19 protein-coding genes and 1 pseudogene are annotated in these 17,132 nt (G+C 56.4%); 10 read left to right on the top strand and 10 right to left on the bottom strand.

The features are described from left to right. Nucleotides 1-50: 50 nt before the first annotated feature. Nucleotides 51-587: pseudogene (locus HX884_RS03510) on the top strand (enterotoxin); the annotation flags it as partial. A gap of 53 nt (nucleotides 588-640) precedes the next feature. On the opposite strand, the gene rsmI reads toward HX884_RS03510, so the two are convergent. Continuing rightward, nucleotides 641-1,504 carry a 16S rRNA (cytidine(1402)-2'-O)-methyltransferase gene (rsmI, locus tag HX884_RS03505; RefSeq protein WP_013098896.1) on the bottom strand — a complete coding sequence of 288 codons (864 nt, stop codon included), beginning with the start codon at nucleotides 1,502-1,504 and terminating at the stop codon, nucleotides 641-643. Nucleotides 1,505-1,565: 61 nt separating this feature from the next. Between rsmI and HX884_RS03500 the strand changes: the two genes are divergently transcribed. The 4 genes from HX884_RS03500 to dolP are packed head-to-tail and all read left to right on the top strand — an operon-like array spanning nucleotide 1,566 to nucleotide 5,275. After that, a complete protein-coding gene (locus tag HX884_RS03500) occupies nucleotides 1,566-3,725 on the top strand; it encodes a penicillin-binding protein activator (RefSeq protein WP_040021951.1) in 2,160 nt (719 codons plus the stop codon). Continuing rightward, the gene (locus tag HX884_RS03495) at nucleotides 3,683-4,078 is read left to right on the top strand and encodes a YraN family protein (RefSeq protein ID WP_013098898.1); all 396 of its coding nucleotides are present in this window, start codon (nucleotides 3,683-3,685) and stop codon (nucleotides 4,076-4,078) included. The genes HX884_RS03500 and HX884_RS03495 overlap by 43 nt, the downstream gene beginning before the upstream one ends. A 21-nt stretch (nucleotides 4,079-4,099) precedes the next feature. Further along, nucleotides 4,100-4,690, top strand: a complete 591-nt coding sequence (diaA, locus tag HX884_RS03490) for a DnaA initiator-associating protein DiaA (protein WP_003861754.1) — start codon at nucleotides 4,100-4,102, stop codon at nucleotides 4,688-4,690. A 9-nt stretch (nucleotides 4,691-4,699) separates the two neighbouring features. Continuing rightward, complete coding sequence (dolP, locus tag HX884_RS03485; RefSeq protein ID WP_038420691.1) at nucleotides 4,700-5,275, top strand: division/outer membrane stress-associated lipid-binding lipoprotein; 576 nt, start codon at nucleotides 4,700-4,702, stop codon at nucleotides 5,273-5,275. Nucleotides 5,276-5,324: 49 nt separating this feature from the next. Here dolP and HX884_RS03480 read toward each other — a convergent pair whose 3' ends face one another. Both HX884_RS03480 and HX884_RS03475 read right to left on the bottom strand, forming a co-directional pair. Continuing rightward, nucleotides 5,325-6,362, bottom strand: coding sequence for a permease (locus tag HX884_RS03480; RefSeq protein ID WP_178327652.1), 1,038 nt, complete (start codon nucleotides 6,360-6,362; stop codon nucleotides 5,325-5,327). Nucleotides 6,363-6,402: 40 nt separating this feature from the next. Further along, the gene (locus tag HX884_RS03475; protein ID WP_013098901.1) at nucleotides 6,403-7,047 is read right to left on the bottom strand and encodes an NAD(P)H-binding protein; all 645 of its coding nucleotides are present in this window, start codon (nucleotides 7,045-7,047) and stop codon (nucleotides 6,403-6,405) included. A 128-nt stretch (nucleotides 7,048-7,175) separates the two neighbouring features. On the opposite strand from HX884_RS03475, the gene HX884_RS03470 reads away from it, so the two are divergent. After that, on the top strand, nucleotides 7,176-7,694 hold the full coding sequence (locus HX884_RS03470) for a type 1 glutamine amidotransferase domain-containing protein (RefSeq protein WP_013098902.1): 519 nt from the start codon (nucleotides 7,176-7,178) through the stop codon (nucleotides 7,692-7,694). On the opposite strand, the gene HX884_RS03465 is transcribed toward HX884_RS03470, so the two are convergent. Beyond that, nucleotides 7,674-8,108, bottom strand: coding sequence for a YhbP family protein (locus HX884_RS03465; protein ID WP_013098903.1), 435 nt, complete (start codon nucleotides 8,106-8,108; stop codon nucleotides 7,674-7,676). The two genes, HX884_RS03470 and HX884_RS03465, sit on opposite strands and share 21 nt — an antisense overlap. Before the next feature lie 14 nt (nucleotides 8,109-8,122). Between HX884_RS03465 and HX884_RS03460 the strand changes: the two genes are divergently transcribed. After that, a complete protein-coding gene (locus HX884_RS03460) occupies nucleotides 8,123-8,452 on the top strand; it encodes a GIY-YIG nuclease family protein (RefSeq protein ID WP_020687335.1) in 330 nt (109 codons plus the stop codon). Here the strand turns inward: HX884_RS03460 and HX884_RS03455 are convergent. Together HX884_RS03455 and HX884_RS03450 are read right to left on the bottom strand one after the other, a co-directional pair. Further along, nucleotides 8,439-8,942, bottom strand: coding sequence for a GNAT family N-acetyltransferase (locus HX884_RS03455; protein WP_020687336.1), 504 nt, complete (start codon nucleotides 8,940-8,942; stop codon nucleotides 8,439-8,441). The genes HX884_RS03460 and HX884_RS03455 overlap by 14 nt on opposite strands. Beyond that, nucleotides 8,936-9,460, bottom strand: a complete 525-nt coding sequence (locus HX884_RS03450) for an SCP2 domain-containing protein (RefSeq protein ID WP_038420959.1) — start codon at nucleotides 9,458-9,460, stop codon at nucleotides 8,936-8,938. The genes HX884_RS03455 and HX884_RS03450 overlap by 7 nt, the downstream gene beginning before the upstream one ends. Before the next feature lie 211 nt (nucleotides 9,461-9,671). Between HX884_RS03450 and HX884_RS03445 the strand changes: the two genes are divergently transcribed. From HX884_RS03445 to HX884_RS03435, 3 genes are all read left to right on the top strand, one after another. After that, complete coding sequence (locus HX884_RS03445; RefSeq protein WP_062857462.1) at nucleotides 9,672-10,667, top strand: peptidase U32 family protein; 996 nt, start codon at nucleotides 9,672-9,674, stop codon at nucleotides 10,665-10,667. A gap of 7 nt (nucleotides 10,668-10,674) precedes the next feature. Continuing rightward, nucleotides 10,675-11,553 carry a U32 family peptidase gene (locus HX884_RS03440; protein WP_038983605.1) on the top strand — a complete coding sequence of 293 codons (879 nt, stop codon included), beginning with the start codon at nucleotides 10,675-10,677 and terminating at the stop codon, nucleotides 11,551-11,553. Between the two features lie 77 nt (nucleotides 11,554-11,630). Beyond that, nucleotides 11,631-12,638, top strand: a complete 1,008-nt coding sequence (locus HX884_RS03435) for an LLM class flavin-dependent oxidoreductase (RefSeq protein ID WP_023621081.1) — start codon at nucleotides 11,631-11,633, stop codon at nucleotides 12,636-12,638. Nucleotides 12,639-12,723: 85 nt separating this feature from the next. Here the strand turns inward: HX884_RS03435 and mtr are convergent, their stop codons facing one another. From mtr to nlpI, 4 genes are all read right to left on the bottom strand, one after another. Then, nucleotides 12,724-13,968 carry a tryptophan permease gene (mtr, locus tag HX884_RS03430; protein ID WP_038420695.1) on the bottom strand — a complete coding sequence of 415 codons (1,245 nt, stop codon included), beginning with the start codon at nucleotides 13,966-13,968 and terminating at the stop codon, nucleotides 12,724-12,726. Between the two features lie 141 nt (nucleotides 13,969-14,109). Further along, a complete protein-coding gene (locus tag HX884_RS03425) occupies nucleotides 14,110-16,005 on the bottom strand; it encodes a DEAD/DEAH family ATP-dependent RNA helicase (RefSeq protein ID WP_013098911.1) in 1,896 nt (631 codons plus the stop codon). Next, nucleotides 15,998-16,078 (bottom strand): protein YrbN, encoded by an 81-nt coding sequence (yrbN, locus tag HX884_RS03420; RefSeq protein WP_097533792.1) that lies wholly within the window; start codon nucleotides 16,076-16,078, stop codon nucleotides 15,998-16,000. The genes HX884_RS03425 and yrbN overlap by 8 nt, the downstream gene beginning before the upstream one ends. A gap of 108 nt (nucleotides 16,079-16,186) precedes the next feature. Further along, nucleotides 16,187-17,071 (bottom strand): lipoprotein NlpI, encoded by an 885-nt coding sequence (gene nlpI / locus HX884_RS03415; RefSeq protein WP_013098912.1) that lies wholly within the window; start codon nucleotides 17,069-17,071, stop codon nucleotides 16,187-16,189. Nucleotides 17,072-17,132: the final 61 nt, after the last annotated feature.

Here is a 17,132-nt window from a genome sequence, read left to right as displayed (position 1 = left end):
CATGATTGCACAAGAGTTAATCAGGCGCATAATCAGGGGAAGTCCCTTCCATTCGTAAAGGTCCGCTATTCCCGCTGAACTCCCTGATGTATCACGGGATCGTCAGCGCGGAGAATGCGTATTACGGTCTGGAGAAGGTGCAAACGGACAGCGATTTTGCTGACCAGGTCTGGAGCTACTTCGCCACCGGCACCCAATTGCAGGAGCTGTATATCACCCCTTCAATGCTCAACAAGGCGAAGTGGGATACCCTGGCGCAGGCTGCCAAATGGTCCCGGGATAACGCCAGTGTGCTGGTGGATACCCACTGGATTGGCGGAGACCCAACGGCGCTTGAGATCTACGGCTGGGCGTCGTGGAATAAAGACAAAGCCATTTTTGGATTACGAAACCCGTCGGATAAGCCGCAAAGCTATTATCTGGATTTGACGAAAGATTTCGAAATCCCGACCGGAGACGCGACGCCGTTTAGCCTGAAAGCGGTCTATGGCAGTAACGCCACGATACCGGCAGAGTATAAAAACGCAGTGGTGATTACCCTCAAACCGCTGGAAACGCTGGTGTTTGAGGCGATGCCTGTTCACTAATCGTAGGCCGGGTAAGGCGCAGCCGTCACCCGGCAAAATAAGCACGCAGGGGCTTACTCCCCCTGCTGCTCCAGCGCATATTTATAGAGCGCATTCTTCTTCACGCCGTGGATTTCTGCCGCCAATGCTGCCGCTTTCTTAAGCGGCAATTCAGCCTGTAGCAGTGCCAGAGTACGCAGCGCATCGGCAGGCAGTGCGTCCTCCTCCGCTTTATGCCCTTCGACAATCAGTACCATCTCGCCCTTACGACGGTTTTCGTCCTCTTTCACCCACGCCAGCAGTTCGCCGACCGGCGCGCCGTGAATGGTTTCCCAGGTTTTGGTCAGCTCGCGCGCCAGCACCACGTAGCGGCTCTCTCCCCAGACGGTCACCATATCTTCCAGGCTTTCCAGCAGGCGATGCGTGGATTCGTAGAAAATCAGCGTACGCGGTTCAGCTTCCAACTCTTTTAACACGTCACGGCGGCCTTTGGATTTGGCGGGCAGGAAACCTTCATAGCAGAAACGATCGGACGGCAGGCCCGCTGCGCTCAACGCAGCAATCGCAGCACACGGTCCCGGCAGTGGGACCACCCGGATCCCGGCTTCACGGCAGGTACGCACCAGATGGTAGCCCGGGTCGTTAATCAGCGGCGTACCGGCGTCAGAGACGAGCGCAATGTTCTGCCCCTCTTTGAGCTTCGCCACCAGCGTTTCTGCTTTTTGCTGCTCATTATGATCGTGCAGGGCGAAGAGACGAGCGTTAATCGCAAAGTGTTGCAGCAATAAACCGGTATGCCGGGTATCTTCAGCGGCAATTAAATCAACAGCTTGCAATACGGTCAGCGCACGTTGGGTAATATCAGACAAATTCCCGATAGGAGTAGGTACAATATAAAGCTGGCCTTGAGAATTCTCTGCCGTTTCGTGTTGTTTCATTGTTTCGTCCGTATTGCCGATTTAATATTGAGCATTGCGTAAAAAAATCACTGGATACAGTATGGTACCGTTAACGTTTCTTCGAAAAAAAGCCACGCGCAGCGTGCCGCTTCTGCTGGCAGCCCTGATCTTTGCAGGCTGTGGCACCCAGGCACCTGACCAGAGCACGGCCCATCTGCAGGGATCCGCTCAGGCTGATTCTGGCTTTTATCTGCAACAAATGTCGCAAAGCTCAAATGATACCAGGATCAACTGGCAATTACTCGCCATTCGTGCACTGCTGAAAGAGGGCAAAACCCAGCAGGCCGCCGAACTGTTCAACCAGCTTCCGCACGAGCTTAACGATGCCCAGCGTCTTGAGCAGAGCCTGCTCTCTGCCGAGCTGAAAGTCGCGCTGAAAGATTATGCCGCCGCGAAAAAGATCCTTGGCGACATCGACGTAAGCGCACTGGATAAAAATCAGCAGGCCCGTTTCTGGCAGGCGGGTATCACCGCTGAGCAGGGACGTCCTTCCCTGACGCTGCTGCGGGCGCTGATCGCCCAGGAGCCGCTGCTCGGCGGTGCGGACAAGCAGAAAAATATCGATGCCACCTGGCAGGCGCTCGCCTCAATGACCCAGGAACAGGCGCAGGCGCTGGTCATCAATGCTGATGAAAACGTGTTGCAGGGGTGGCTGGATCTGCAACAGATGTGGTTTAACAACCGCAGCGATCCAAACATGCTGAAAGCCGGTATTACCGACTGGCAAACGCGCTACCCACAAAACCCGGGCGCGAAAATGCTGCCGACACAGCTGGTGAACGTGCAGAACTTTAAGCCTGCCTCCACCAGCAAAATCGCCCTGCTTCTGCCGTTAAACGGCCAGGCGGCGGTATTTGGCCGCACCATTCAACAAGGTTTTGAAGCGGCGAAGAACGGTACCACGCCAGTGACCGGCAGTGCAGTTCCGGCGCAGGCAGCTCAGGCGGCAAACGTGAACGACGTTGTCAGCCCTTCCGCCGCGGAAACCAGCGACCTGACCACAGCACAAACGCCGCCGCAGGGGACGATGCAGAACCCGGTGACGGCACCGACTACACCTGCGGCCTCAGCACCCGCGCCTGCGACTCCGGTAGAGACACAATCCGCACCGGCGACGGAGCCTGCGACAGAGGAGCAACCTCAACCGCAGACCACTGAGCCCGCAGCACAACCTGCCGCTCAGCCTGCCGCCCAGCCACAGGCCGTAGCTACCACCAGCGCTAACCCGGCCGCTGAGCTGAAAATCTACGACACCAGTTCTCAGCCGCTCGATCAGGTTCTGGCGCAGGTGCAACAGGATGGCGCCAGCATCGTTGTGGGTCCGCTGCTGAAAAACAACGTCGAAGAGTTGATGAAGAGCAACACTGCGCTGAACGTGCTGGCGCTCAACCAGCCTGAACAGGTTCAGAACCGCGCCAATATCTGCTATTTCGCCCTCTCTCCGGAAGATGAAGCCCGCGATGCGGCGCGTCATATTCACGAGCAAGGGAAACAGTCTCCGCTGCTGCTGATCCCTCGCAGTACGCTGGGCGATCGCGTCGCCAACGCCTTTGCCGAAGAGTGGCAGAAGCTGGGCGGCGGCATCGTGCTGCAGCAGAAATTCGGTTCCGTCTCTGAACTGCGCGCGGGCGTTAACGGCGGCGCGGGTATTGCGCTTAACGGCAGTCCGGTGAGTGCAAGCCTGCCACAGCAGCAGAGCGTGACGATTGGCGGTCTGACCATCCCTGCCCCACCTACCGACGCGCAGATTAGCGGTGGCGGTAAAGTGGATGCGGCCTATATTGTCGCTACGCCACAAGAGATTGCCTTCATCAAGCCGATGATCGCCATGCGTAACGGCAGCCAGAGCGGCGCCACGCTCTACGCCAGCTCTCGCAGCGCACAAGGCACCGCAGGCCCGGATTTCCGCCTGGAGATGGACGGCCTGCAATACAGCGAAATTCCGATGCTGGCGGGCAGCAATCCGGCCCTGATGCAGCAGGCGCTGAGCGCAGTCCGTAACGACTACTCACTGGCGCGTCTGTACGCGATGGGCGTCGATGCCTGGACGCTGGCGAACCACTTTACCCAAATGCGTCAGGTGCCGGGCTTTGAGCTAAACGGCAATACCGGCGATCTGACGGCCACTCAGGATTGCGTGATTAACAGGAAGTTATCATGGCTCAAATACCAGCAGGGACAAATCGTCCCGGCCAGTTAAGCCGTAAAGAGACCGGCGACGCCTGGGAATTAAAAGCGCGTCGCTGGCTTGAGGGCAAGGGACTGCGCTTTATCGCCGCTAACGTTCGCGGACGTGGCGGCGAGATCGATCTGATCATGAAAGAGGGTCAGGTCATTGTGTTTGTGGAAGTACGCTACCGACAGTCTTCCCGTTTTGGCGGTGCTGCCGCCAGCGTGACGCCCGCCAAACAACATAAATTATTACAGACTGCCCACTTGTGGCTTGCCCGCCATAATGGGAGTTTTGATACTGTGGATTGCCGGTTCGATGTGTTAGCCTTCACGGGAAACGAGATCGAATGGCTGAAAAACGCTTTTGGCGAAGACGCATAATTAAGATTTAAAAGGGATAACGTGCTCGAAAGAATTAAAGTGTGCTTCACAGAAAGCATTCAGACTCAGATTGCCGCGGCAGAAGCCCTCCCTGACGCAATCTCTCGCGCCGCCATGACGCTGGTGCAGTCCCTGCTCAATGGCAACAAAATCCTCTGTTGTGGCAATGGCACGTCCGCTGCCAACGCACAGCATTTTGCTGCCAGTATGATCAATCGTTTTGAAACAGAACGCCCCAGTTTACCTGCCATTGCACTTAATACCGATAATGTGGTCTTAACAGCGATTGCTAACGATCGTCTGCATGACGAGATTTACGCTAAGCAGGTGCGTGCCCTGGGCCATGCGGGCGATGTGCTGCTGGCCATCTCCACGCGCGGCAATAGCCGTGACATTGTCAAAGCCGTCGAAGCCGCCGTTACCCGCGATATGACTATCGTTGCCTTAACCGGCTATGACGGGGGCGAGCTGGCGGGCCTGCTGGGGCCGCAGGATGTGGAAATCCGCATTCCGTCTCACCGTAGCGCACGCATTCAGGAGATGCATATGCTCACGGTGAACTGCTTATGTGATTTGATCGATAACACGCTTTTCCCTCACCAGGATGATTAAGGAGTTCTCATGAAGGCTTTATCGACCCTCGCAGTCCTTATGTCTGCATTACTGCTGCAGGGATGTATCGCTGCGGCTGTCGTGGGTACCGCTGCCGTCGGCACCAAAGCAGCGACCGATCCGCGCACCGTTGGCACCCAGGTAGATGACGGCACGCTGGAGCTGCGCGTCAACAGTGCGCTGTCGAAAGACGAGCAAATTAAGAAAGAAGCGCGCATCAACGTGACGGCTTACCAGGGCAAAGTGCTGCTGACAGGCCAGGCGCCAAATACTGACCTCTCCAGCCGCGCAAAACAGATCGCGATGGGCGTAGAGGGCACTGCGGAAGTCTTCAACGAAGTGCGTCAGGGGCAGCCAATCAGCCTTGGTACCGCCTCCAATGACACGTGGATCACCACCAAAGTCCGTTCCCAGCTGCTGGGTTCAGACCAGGTGAAATCATCCAACGTGAAAGTGACGACCGAAAACGGCGAAGTGTTCCTGCTGGGTCTGGTTACCGATCGTGAAGGGAAAGCGGCGGCCGATATCGCCAGCCGGGTGAGCGGCGTGAAACACGTCACCACCGCATTTACCTACATTAAGTAATTCCCACCTGACTGTAAGCCCGGTGAGCACTCGCGCCACCGGGCTTTTTTCACAGAAGCGCAATACCCCCCACAATCACCCCACTCAACGCCACCAGCCCTGCGGTGAGCCACAGCGCTTTCGCCGGGAATGACTTACGCAGCATGATAAGCGACGGCAGGCTGATGGCAGGCAAGGTAATGAGCAATGCCAGTGCCGGTGCGGTGCCCATGCCGGCCAACATCATGGTCTGCACAATCGGAATTTCAGCCGCCGTTGGGATCACAAACAGACAACCGGCAATGGCCATCGCAATGACCCACATCAGGGTATTGTTGATGGCGCCGTCGGCATGCGGGAATAGCCAGACGCGTGCGGCCCCGAGCACCAACACCACCAGGATATACACAGGAATGGTGCTCCAGAAAAGCTGCCACAGAGCATTCCCCCAGCGCGCAAAGAAGCTTCCCTGTGGCTCGCTGACATCAAGCTCAATGGCGGCCGGTTCAACGGCGTTATCTTTCACCCATTTCTGCACCAGCGTTGCCACCACCAGCACCGTCAGCAGACCGGCCACCAGGCGGATAAAGGCGAAATGCCAGCCCAGCACAAAGCCCATAAACACCAGCGTTGCCGGGTTTAACAGCGGGTTGCCCATCCAGAACGCCAGCGCACCGCCCATAGAGACTCGCTGACGGCGCATACCGGCGGCGACAGGCGCGGCACAGCACGAACACATCATGCCCGGCAGGGAGAAAATGGTCCCCAGCAGGGTGCCCTGAAAACGTGGCTGCCCCAGGGTTTTCACCAGCCAGTGACGCGGGATAAGCACCTGGATCAACGAGCCCAGAATGACGCCTAATACGGCGGCTTTCCAGACGGCAAGGAAATAGACCATGGCATAATCCCACGCCGCGCGAAGCGGGCTGGAATCAGCGTGAGCGAGAATAGATTTACCGATGCTGTGCGTTTCGGCGGCAGTGAAGGCTTTACCGTAGTACGGCTGCCATTTCACATACCAGAGGCCGATAATGACCACGAGAAAGAAGAGCGCGGGCTTCCACCATTGGACAGGTGTTGCCGCCTGAGATGAAGACTGACCAGTCATAGCATTCCCCGGAGAGTGTTATTTAATTAGCCGGGGGAGTTTACGCCTCGCCCTGCGCGATTTCACGCAGTTTCGCCGAAGGGATGATATTCACTCCCTCCTGCGATGGTGACAGCCCCTCTTTTAACATCGCACGTGCCACGTCGCGCGCCTCGATGGATTTCCAGTTACCAGGGAGAATGCGGAACAACGGGGCAAACATCGACTCGTTAAAACGACGCTCGTCGCGATGCCCCAGCAGCATGGAGGGACGGACTATTGTCAACCGCTCCCACTTCTGGGCAATCAGGGCCTCTTCCATCTCGCCCTTCACCTTGCTGTAAAAGAACGGCGAACGGGCGCTGGCGCCCAGCGAGCTGACCACCACAAAATGGGTGGCACCCAGCTTTTTCGCCGTTAGCGCCGTATCGACCACCAGCGTATAGTCAGCATGAACAAACGCCTCTTTACTGCCCGCCTCACGCCGCGTTGTCCCGAGGCAGCAAAAGGCGATATCGATGGGATCCTGCACCTGCGCCAGTGCGTCGGTCAGCTGTGGATCGTGAGGATTAAAGACGCCAGAAATGTCCGCCAGCGGTCGACGTGTCGGGGCCGCAATGTAGTTCACCCTGCGATCCTGGATCAGCAGCCGCAGCAGATGATCGCCCACCAGCCCGGTTGCCCCCGTAATCAGTACCTGACTCATTTCATCCCCTTTACAGAATAGTCCGTTTGCGAACTCAGCATGGTCAACCACACTTAGAAGTCTGTTACCGGTAAGTATTTACCACAAACGGGAAAAAAACAGTCTGAAGCGAAAACAACGGAGGAAGCATGGGTAAAAAAATCGCAGTCCTGATTACCGACGAGTTTGAAGATTCAGAATTCACCTCACCTGCTGAGGCGTTCCGCAAGGCGGGACATGAGGTCATCACCATTGAGAAAGAGGCGGGAAAAACGGTGAAAGGCCATAAGGGCGAGGCCAGCGTGACCATCGATGAGACCATCGATAACGTCAGCCCGTCTGATTTTGATGCCCTGCTGTTACCCGGCGGTCATTCACCGGACTCCCTGCGCGGCGACGAGCGCTTCGTAACGTTCACCCGCGATTTTGTCTCCACCGGAAAACCGGTCTTTGCTATCTGCCACGGTCCGCAACTGCTTATCAGCGCGGATGTGGTGCGCGGACGTAAACTCACTGCCGTGAAACCGATCGTTGTCGATCTGAAAAACGCGGGGGCCGAGTTTTACGATCAGGAGGTGGTCAACGACAAAGACCAGCTGATCACCAGCCGAACCCCGGACGATCTGCCGGCGTTCAACCGCGAAGCGCTACGCCTGCTCGGCGCGTAGCCAGTGCAGCTTTTTGCCAAAGCCCAGCGTGTTGTCGGTAAATTTCAGCTCATCAAGGCGGATTTCCCACACCGGGGCTTTTAAAGCGGCGGCTACCGGAAAGCGGCGCGTGTAGTGCTTACGGCGCGCGTCGCTCTCTTCACCGTCCAGACGACGGATCTCCCCTTTAAACTGCACCCCACGGATCAGTGCCACCGTTTTAGGCTGACCGTTAACTGTTCCTGCCACCTTCGCCTGCTGACCGGTCATCTGCGCATGGCGCGTTTTATCTTCGCTCATCACGTAAAACGCAACGCGCTCAGGGTCATAATAGTAAAACGCATTCGCGCACCACATTTCACCGTCGTCATACACGCACCAGGTGACAACATGCTGTTTCGCCAGCCAGCGGTTAATGGCAGCCAGAGTTTCCATTTTCGTTCTCTCTCATGCTATGGTGCGTTCACCTTAACATACTGAATCTGTTTACCGTGTGCTGGTTTCTCTATCTTGTCCGTACCGCCGATAACGCTCTCTACACCGGGATCACGACCGATGTGGCGCGGCGTTTTCTTCAGCATCAAACGGGAAAAGGGGCAAAAGCGCTGCGGGGGAAAGGAGAATTGACGCTCGCCTTTTCTGCCCCTGTGGGTGACAGATCGCTGGCGTTAAGAGTGGAATACCGCATTAAGCAGTTAACGAAGCGCCAGAAAGAGCGCCTCGTCACCGGAGACGGATCGTTTGAGGCGCTGTGTGAAAGCCTGATTAGAAGCGATTAAAATGGTCGTGATACTCCACGAGGCCATTTACGCCGTTGAGCGCGTCATCCGCCAGACGGTGCACCTGGAAGGCAGTTTCGGTGCCCGGCCAGCGACAGCGGAGATCATACTGCGCCGCCGGCTCGAAGCCCAGGCGACCATAGAAAGCAGGATCGCCCAGCGTCACCACCGCGGCGTAGCCAAACTCATTGAGCGAGTCCAGCCCTTCATACACCAGCTGACGTGCCAGCCCTTGTCCACGATAGTGCTCATCTACCGCAAGCGGCGCCATTCCTACCCACTGTAATTCTTCACCCTGAACGGTTACCGGGCTGAAGGCAACGTAGCCCACCACCTGACCTTCGTCATCGGTGGCAACCAGCCCCAGCGTGATCAGGCCGTCTTCGCGGAGATCGTGGACCAGTTGGGCTTCTGCGTCGCTCGCAAAAGAGCGGCGTAACAACGCATCGATACCCGGTGCATCAATCCCAATTTCGACTCGAATCAGCATGGCTCACCTACTGAAGTGTGTTTACTGTCAGGCGGGGTTTTCAGCCCGGCCTCAACGAAATCTGCCATTTGCATTAACATCACGCGCAGCGCTTTTGGCATCTGCTCCAGCTCAATGGCATCCATTAAATTTTTGACGTACAGACCCAGTTCCGTATCGCCTTCAATGACCAGACGGCGCTGGAAAAAGAGGGTATCCGGATCCTGCTTACGCGCGGCGATCATCAGCAGATCGCAGGCGTCGGCGCTAAAGCTCACATCCGCGTCGGCGGACTGGCGCACAATCAGCTGGTCATTCTCGACGGAGGTAAACCAGCGCAGACCGATATCACGCACTTCAATGCTTAACCAGCGGCCTTCCAGGAACGCCAGTTCGCCTTCCTGCAGCGCCTGGCGGAACTGCCAGCTCAGGAGCTGCTCCAGCACCTGACGTTTAAGCGCGAACGGCGCCAGTTTTACCGGCACGCTCAGCATTGATGGACCAAATTGTACGAGACGTGAACGCAGTTTATCCAGCACGAGCTTTACTCCCTGATAGCGATAGTCCGGGTATTTTGCCATATCCGGAGGAGAACATAGCGGCGTAAATCAACAAACCGTCGTCCGGTGTACCTCATTATTGGTGCCATCAATACGCCATTAGCTGCCTTAAATCAAAAATTGTCGCGTATGGGTTAATTAAAATCCCAGCTCGTTAACATTTTTGCTCTCGACGACATCAGGATAAATTATGGAGCTGCTCTGCCCTGCCGGAAACCTTCCGGCGCTTAAGGCGGCCATCGAAAATGGGGCCGATGCGGTCTATATCGGGCTGAAAGATGATACTAACGCCCGCCATTTTGCTGGCCTCAACTTTACGGAGAAAAAGCTTCAGGAAGCCGTTAACTTCGTACATCAGCACCGCCGCAAATTGCATATTGCCATCAATACCTTTGCCCATCCTGATGGCTATGCCCGCTGGCAGCGCGCGGTGGATATGGCAGCACAGCTGGGTGCCGATGCGCTGATTCTGGCCGATCTCGCCATGCTAGAGTATGCGGCAGAACGCTATCCTCATATTGAGCGCCATGTCTCTGTTCAGGCCTCTGCCACCAACGAAGAGGCGGTGCGTTTTTATCATCAAAATTTTGACGTGGCCCGGGTGGTCTTACCGCGCGTGCTCTCTATTCATCAGGTTAAGCAACTCGCGCGCGTCACGCCAGTGCCGCTGGAAGTTTTTGCCTTTGGTAGCCTGTGCATCATGGCTGAAGGCCGCTGCTATCTCTCCTCGTATTTAACCGGTGAATCCCCTAATACCGTTGGCGCCTGCTCGCCTGCCCGCTTTGTTCGCTGGCAGCAAACGCCACAGGGGCTGGAATCTCGCCTGAATGAGGTACTGATTGACCGCTATCAGGACGGTGAAAACGCTGGCTACCCGACGCTGTGCAAAGGCCGCTATCTGGTTGACGGCGAGCGTTATCACGCGCTGGAAGAACCCACCAGCCTCAACACGCTGGAACTGCTGCCGGAACTGCTGGCCGCTAATATTGCCTCGGTGAAGATTGAAGGTCGCCAGCGCAGCCCGGCCTACGTCAGTCAGGTGGCGAAAGTCTGGCGTCAGGCCATTGACCGCTGCATGGCAGATCCGCAGAACTACGCCCCGCAATCGGCCTGGATGGAGACGCTCGGCGCAATGTCTGAAGGCACCCAAACCACGCTTGGCGCGTATCACCGTAAATGGCAGTGAGATAACCATGAAATATTCATTAGGACCGGTGCTCTACTACTGGCCAAAAGAGACGCTGGAAGATTTTTATCAACAGGCCGCGACCAGCAGCGCCGATGTGATTTACCTTGGCGAAGCGGTATGCAGCAAGCGCCGTGCCACCAAAGCAGGCGACTGGCTGGAGATGGCGAAAAGCCTGGCCGGGAGCGGCAAACAGGTGGTGCTCTCTACGCTGGCGCTGGTACAGGCCTCATCTGAACTGGGTGAGTTGAAGCGCTACGTGGAGAACGGCGAGTTTCTGCTGGAGGCCAGCGATCTGGGCGTGGTGAATATGTGCGCCGAACGCAAGCTGCCGTTTGTCGCGGGCCATGCATTGAACTGCTATAACGCCGTGACCCTGCGCCTGCTGCTGAAACAGGGGATGACGCGCTGGTGCATGCCGGTAGAGCTGTCGCGTGACTGGCTGGTAAACCTCCTGAACCAGTGTGACGAGCTGGGTATTCGCAACCAGTTTGAAGTGGAAGTGTTGAGCTATGGCCATCTGCCGCTGGCGTACTCTGCCCGCTGCTTCACTGCCCGCTCTGAAGATCGCCCGAAAGACGAGTGCGAAACCTGCTGCATCAAGTACCCGAACGGGCGCAGCATGCTGTCGCAGGAGAATCAGCAGGTGTTTGTCCTGAACGGCATTCAGACCATGAGTGGTTATGTGTATAACCTTGGTAACGAGCTGGCGTCGATGGACGGACTGGTGGACATGGTGCGTCTGTCCCCGCTGGACACCAGCGTGTTTGCCATGCTGGATGCTTTTCGCGCCAATGAAAACGGCGCATCGCCGCTGCCGCTGACGGCAAACAGTGACTGTAACGGCTACTGGAAGCGGCTGGCCGGACTGGAGCTGCAGGCCTGAAAAGGCTCACTTTGTTAACAACGGTTATCATTATTTAATGCAGTATTAAAGATTGACCGTCGACAAAGTGAGCTGTTATGACTGACAAAACCCTTCCGTTTTCGGTGCTGGATCTGGCGCCGATCCCACAAGGCTCCTCGGCAAGAGAAGCCTTTTCGCACTCTCTCGATCTGGCTCAACTGGCCGAAAAGCGTGGCTATCACCGTTACTGGCTGGCGGAGCATCACAACATGGTCGGCATCGCCAGCGCTGCCACCTCGGTGCTGATTGGCTATCTGGCCGCGAACACCACTACCCTGCACCTGGGATCCGGTGGCGTGATGCTGCCAAACCATGCTCCTCTGGTGATCGCCGAGCAGTTTGGTACGCTGAATACCCTCTACCCGGGCCGTATTGATTTAGGCCTTGGCCGTGCGCCGGGCAGCGACCAGCCCACCATGCGCGCCCTGCGTCGCCATATGAGCGGTGACATCGACAATTTCCCCCGTGATGTGGCTGAACTGGTGGACTGGTTCGATGCGCGTGACCCGAACCCGCACGTGCGCCCGGTGCCGGGCTATGGCGAGAAGATCCCGGTATGGCTGTTAGGCTCAAGTCTTTATAGCGCGCAGCTTGCTGCACAGCTGGGGCTGCCCTTCGCGTTCGCCTCCCACTTCGCACCGGATATGCTGCATCAGGCGCTGCATCTCTACCGCACGAACTTCAAACCTTCTGAAAGGCTGGAGAAACCGTACGCGATGGTGTGTATCAACATCATTGCCGCCGACAGCAATCGCGATGCGGAATTCCTGTTTACCTCCATGCAGCAGGCGTTTGTGAAGCTGCGTCGCGGTGAGACCGGCCAGCTTCCACCGCCGGTGGAGAATATGCATCAGCTGTGGTCAGCTTCCGAGCAGTATGGTGTTCAACAGGCGCTGAGCATGTCGCTGGTGGGAGATAAAGCGAAGGTGCGTCACGGGCTTGAGGCGGTGCTGCGCGAAACGCAGGCTGATGAGATTATGGTTAACGGCCAGATTTTCGATCATCAGGCGCGTTTGCACTCGTTTGAGCTGGCGATGCAGGTGAAAGAGGAGTTGGTGGGGTAGTTTTTTTGCCCGGTGGCGCTTCGCTTACCGGGCCTACGGGATCGCGTAGGCCGGATAAGGCGTAGCCGCCATCCGGCACAAAAACTTACTGATATACCGGCAACAGATTAAAGCTCGACAGCACGTGGACCAGCGCGTTACCAACACCAAACACCAGAATCAGTGCAATCATCGGTTTACCGCCCCAGACGCGGAATTTCGGGCTACCGAAGCGCTGACGGGATTTACGCGCCAGCAGCGCCGGCACAATTGCCGCCCAGATGGTAGCCGCCAGACCGGCATAACCAATGGCGTACAGGAAGCCGTTCGGCCACAGCAGGCCGCCCACCATCGGTGGCAGGAAGGTCAGCAGTGCGGTTTTGAAGCGCCCCATCGCGGAGTCATCAAAGCCAAACAGGTCCGCCAGATAGTCAAACAGGCCGAGCGTCACGCCGAGGAAAGAGCTCGCAACCGCAAAGTTGGAGAATACCACCAGCAGCAGATCCAGACTGCGGCTGTTCAGTACACCGCTCAGCGCCTGCACCAGCACATCTATATTCCCGCCCTTCTGCGCAATGCCGATAAACTCAGGACGCGGGATGTTGCCCATCGTCCCCAGCAGCCAAATCACATACAGCCCCAGCGCCAGCAGCGTACCGTAAACTAGGCACTTGACGATTGTCCGCGGGTCTTTGCCGTAATACTTCATCAGGCTCGGTACGTTGCCGTGGTAGCCAAACGACGCCAGACAGAACGGCAGGGTCATCAGCAGATACGGCGTGTACGACGTATTGGTTTCAGCCACGTTAAACAGTGTTGACGGGGTAACGTGCCCCAGCAGGCTACCGAAGGTCAGAAAGAAAGTGATGACCTTTGCGCCCAGTACGATGGCCGTCATCCGGCTCACCGCTTTGGTACTCATCCAGACGATAAACGCGACACCCAGCGCAAAGCACAACCCGGCCAGACGCGCCGGAACGTTCAGCGACATCTCCGAAAAGGTGTGATGCAGAATCGAGCCGCTTGCTGAGATGTACGCGTAGGTCAGGATGTAGAGCACAAACGCGATGGAAAGGCCGTTCACCAGGTTCCAGCCTTTACCCAGCAGATCTTTCGTGATGGTGTCGAAGCTGGAGCCAATGCGGTAGTTCAGGTTGGCTTCAAGGATCATCAGCCCTGAATGGAGCATACAGAACCAGGTGAAGACCAGCGCAGCCAGCGACCAGAAGAACCACGCACCGGACATGACCACTGGCAGGGAGAACATCCCGGCACCAATAATGGTTCCGCCGATGATCACCACGCCGCCAAGCAGCGAAGGTGACGTTTGGGTGGTGGTTAGTGTCGCCATACAGCCATATCTCCAGTCAAAAATGTGGTTTGCATTTTAATGTGCTGCACTGTACCAGTACAAGAGTACAAAGGGAATAAAAAAAGCCCCGATAGTCTTTATCGGGGCTGTATATATTACTTTACGTCAGAAACGAAAGGCTTACGCGTCACCAAAACGACGACGGCTGGTGCCTTCTTCACGACGTGGGCCACGGCTATCACGGCGTTCACCGGAGAAACGACGACCTTCACCACCGCGACCTTCGCTGCGACCGCCTTCACGACGCTCGCCACCGAAACCGCGACCACCGCCACGACGTTCGCCGCCACGGTCAGGACGTGGCTGTGCATCGCCCAGCAGCTGCATGTTCATCGGCTTGTTCAGGATGCGGGTGCGAGTAAAGTGCTGCAGTACTTCGCCCGGCATGCCTTTTGGCAGCTCGATGGTGGAGTGAGATGCGAACAGCTTGATGTTACCGATGTAACGGCTGCTGATGTCGCCTTCGTTCGCGATCGCGCCAACGATATGACGAACTTCAACACCATCATCACGGCCCACTTCAATGCGGTACAGTTCCATTTCGCCAGCGTCACGACGTTCACGACGTGGACGGTCTTCGCCACCACGCTCTGAACGGTCACCACGTGGGCCACGATCGTTACGGTCACCACGGCGTTCGAAGCGATCGTCACGATCGCGGAACTCACGACGAGGACGCATCGGTGCATCTGGTGGCACGATCAGGGTACGTTCGCCCTGTGCCATCTTCAGCAGTGCTGCAGCCAGCGTTTCGATATCCAGCTCTTCGCCTTCAGCGGTCGGCTGAATCTGCGCCAGCAGCGCACGGTACTGATCCAGATCGCTGCTTTCCAGCTGCTGCTGGACTTTCGCGGCGAATTTTTCCAGACGGCGTTTGCCCAGCAGTTCCGCGTTTGGCAGCTCCGCTTCCGGAATGGTCAGCTTCATGGTGCGTTCAATGTTACGCAGCAGACGACGCTCGCGGTTCTCAACGAACAGCAGGGCACGACCCGCACGACCTGCACGACCGGTACGGCCGATACGGTGCACGTAAGACTCAGAGTCCATTGGGATGTCGTAGTTTACAACCAGGCTGATACGCTCAACGTCCAGACCACGTGCTGCCACGTCGGTTGCAATCAGGATATCCAGACGACCGTCTTTCAGACGCTCCAGCGTCTGCTCACGCAGAGCCTGGTTCATGTCGCCATTCAGCGCTGCGCTGTTGTAGCCGTTACGCTCCAGGGCTTCAGCCACTTCCAGGGTCGCGTTTTTGGTACGAACGAAGATAATCGCCGCATCAAAATCTTCCGCTTCCAGGAAACGCACCAGCGCTTCGTTTTTGCGCATGCCGTACACAGACCAGTAGCTCTGGCTGATGTCCGGGCGAGTGGTAACGCTGGACTGAATGCGCACTTCCTGCGGCTCTTTCATGAAGCGGCGGGTAATGCGACGGATTGCTTCTGGCATGGTGGCAGAGAACAGAGCGGTCTGATGACCTTCCGGGATCTGCGCCATGATGGTTTCTACGTCTTCGATGAAGCCCATACGCAGCATTTCGTCGGCTTCATCCAGTACCAGACCGCTCAGTTTAGAGAGATCCAGTGTACCGCGCTTCAGGTGATCCAGCAGACGGCCCGGCGTACCGACAACAATCTGTGGGCCCTGGCGCAGGGCGCGTAACTGCACGTCATAACGCTGGCCGCCGTACAGGGCTACCACGTTTACGCCGCGCATGTGTTTAGAGAATTCCGTCATCGCTTCCGCAACCTGAACCGCCAGTTCACGGGTTGGAGCCAGGACGAGGATCTGCGGAGCACGCAGGTCCGGATCAATGTTGTTCAGCAGCGGCAGCGAGAATGCTGCGGTTTTGCCGCTACCAGTCTGGGCCATGCCCAGCACGTCACGACCAGAGAGCAGATGTGGGATACATTCTGCCTGGATCGGAGATGGTTTTTCGTAACCGAGATCGTTAAGAGCTTCAAGGATAGGAGCCTTCAGGCCCAGATCTGCAAAAGTGGTTTCGAATTCAGCCATGTAGTACGAGTGCCTCAATGTCAATGGCGGCCAGTCTACTTAGCTCATCGTGAAAATGATCTGCAATTTTCATTGAAAAGTGTGAACCGGCTCAAATTAGGTGTATTGACGAACAACAACGCCCTCACCAGTGAAGGTGATGGCAATCAAAAAGATTACGGGCTGATGTTTATGTCGTCAGCTATTGCTGGTCCGATTCTGCCAGGTCATCTTGCTCCTGGCCCAAGAGCGATAATTCCAACAATGCATAACGGTGCTCAACGAAGTTGTGTACGTTGTTAGCAACCGCTAATTTGAACAGTGCCGTAGCGCTGTCCTTATCCCCCAGACTTAGGTAGTACTTACCTAAATAGAAGTTGGTTTCACTGAGATGCTCAGCGAGCGAGGTGTTATCCGTTGCGTCCGCCTTGAGGCGTTCCATCAGCGTTGCTTCGCTAATGTTGCCCAGGTAGAACTCGACAATGTTCCATCCCCACTGTTCCTTGTCCGATTTGTCGAAGCGCTGTTTCAGTGCCTCTTTTGCCTGCTTCTCATCGAGCTTCTGCTCAACGATGTAAAGCCACAGGCTACGGAAAGGATCATTAGGATCGTCTTGATAAAACGCCAGCAGATCATCTTGCGCTAACTTATCACGACCGCCGTAATACAATGCGATACCGCGATTCAAGTGCGCGTAGTTGTAAGTTGGATCAAGCTCAAGTACAGAATCAAACGCTTCATAGGCAGCATCAAAATTGCCTGCCTGCGTTAAATAAATGCCTAAGTAATTGAATACTTCAGGCATATCAGGTCGGATAGCCAGCGCTTGTGAGAAATCATTTCGCGCTAATGCCCTCAGACCGAGACTATCATACAACACTCCGCGCTCATATAAAAGCTGTGCGCGTTCGTCATCGGTTAAAGCCCGACTGGCAAGAATTTGTTCCATGCGTGCCAGAATCACTTCCTGCTGCAAAGTCGGTTGCAATGGCACTGCGAGGACTTCGCTCTTACGCCAGGCTGAGTTGCTGCATCCTGCCAGCGTTAAAGCTGTCGCAACGAAACACCAGCGCAAAAAAGGCTTCATTTCCCACTCCCGAAGACAACTATTGGATGAACGTCCTGTCCCCCGGCGGCTTAACAAGGCG

The sequence above is a fragment of the Enterobacter sp. SECR19-1250 genome (assembly GCF_013391025.1).
Taxonomy (GTDB): Bacteria; Pseudomonadota; Gammaproteobacteria; order Enterobacterales; family Enterobacteriaceae; genus Enterobacter; species Enterobacter cloacae.
Note: the sequence above shows the minus strand (reverse complement) of the source record. Positions and strands in the feature narration are given on the sequence as shown.

Coding starts and splice junctions, on each gene's coding strand:
- HX884_RS03440 (WP_038983605.1), top strand. CDS start 10,675: ATGAAATATTCATTAGGACCGGTGCTCTACTACTGGCCAAAAGAGACG.
- HX884_RS03460 (WP_020687335.1), top strand. CDS start 8,123: ATGCTATGGTGCGTTCACCTTAACATACTGAATCTGTTTACCGTGTGC.
- HX884_RS03435 (WP_023621081.1), top strand. CDS start 11,631: ATGACTGACAAAACCCTTCCGTTTTCGGTGCTGGATCTGGCGCCGATC.
- HX884_RS03455 (WP_020687336.1), bottom strand. CDS start 8,942: ATGCTGATTCGAGTCGAAATTGGGATTGATGCACCGGGTATCGATGCG.
- HX884_RS03445 (WP_062857462.1), top strand. CDS start 9,672: ATGGAGCTGCTCTGCCCTGCCGGAAACCTTCCGGCGCTTAAGGCGGCC.
- HX884_RS03480 (WP_178327652.1), bottom strand. CDS start 6,362: ATGACTGGTCAGTCTTCATCTCAGGCGGCAACACCTGTCCAATGGTGG.
- HX884_RS03495 (WP_013098898.1), top strand. CDS start 3,683: ATGGCTCAAATACCAGCAGGGACAAATCGTCCCGGCCAGTTAAGCCGT.
- mtr (WP_038420695.1), bottom strand. CDS start 13,968: ATGGCGACACTAACCACCACCCAAACGTCACCTTCGCTGCTTGGCGGC.
- HX884_RS03465 (WP_013098903.1), bottom strand. CDS start 8,108: ATGGAAACTCTGGCTGCCATTAACCGCTGGCTGGCGAAACAGCATGTT.
- HX884_RS03500 (WP_040021951.1), top strand. CDS start 1,566: ATGGTACCGTTAACGTTTCTTCGAAAAAAAGCCACGCGCAGCGTGCCG.
- nlpI (WP_013098912.1), bottom strand. CDS start 17,071: ATGAAGCCTTTTTTGCGCTGGTGTTTCGTTGCGACAGCTTTAACGCTG.
- HX884_RS03425 (WP_013098911.1), bottom strand. CDS start 16,005: ATGGCTGAATTCGAAACCACTTTTGCAGATCTGGGCCTGAAGGCTCCT.
- yrbN (WP_097533792.1), bottom strand. CDS start 16,078: ATGAAAATTGCAGATCATTTTCACGATGAGCTAAGTAGACTGGCCGCC.
- rsmI (WP_013098896.1), bottom strand. CDS start 1,504: ATGAAACAACACGAAACGGCAGAGAATTCTCAAGGCCAGCTTTATATT.
- dolP (WP_038420691.1), top strand. CDS start 4,700: ATGAAGGCTTTATCGACCCTCGCAGTCCTTATGTCTGCATTACTGCTG.
- HX884_RS03470 (WP_013098902.1), top strand. CDS start 7,176: ATGGGTAAAAAAATCGCAGTCCTGATTACCGACGAGTTTGAAGATTCA.
- HX884_RS03475 (WP_013098901.1), bottom strand. CDS start 7,047: ATGAGTCAGGTACTGATTACGGGGGCAACCGGGCTGGTGGGCGATCAT.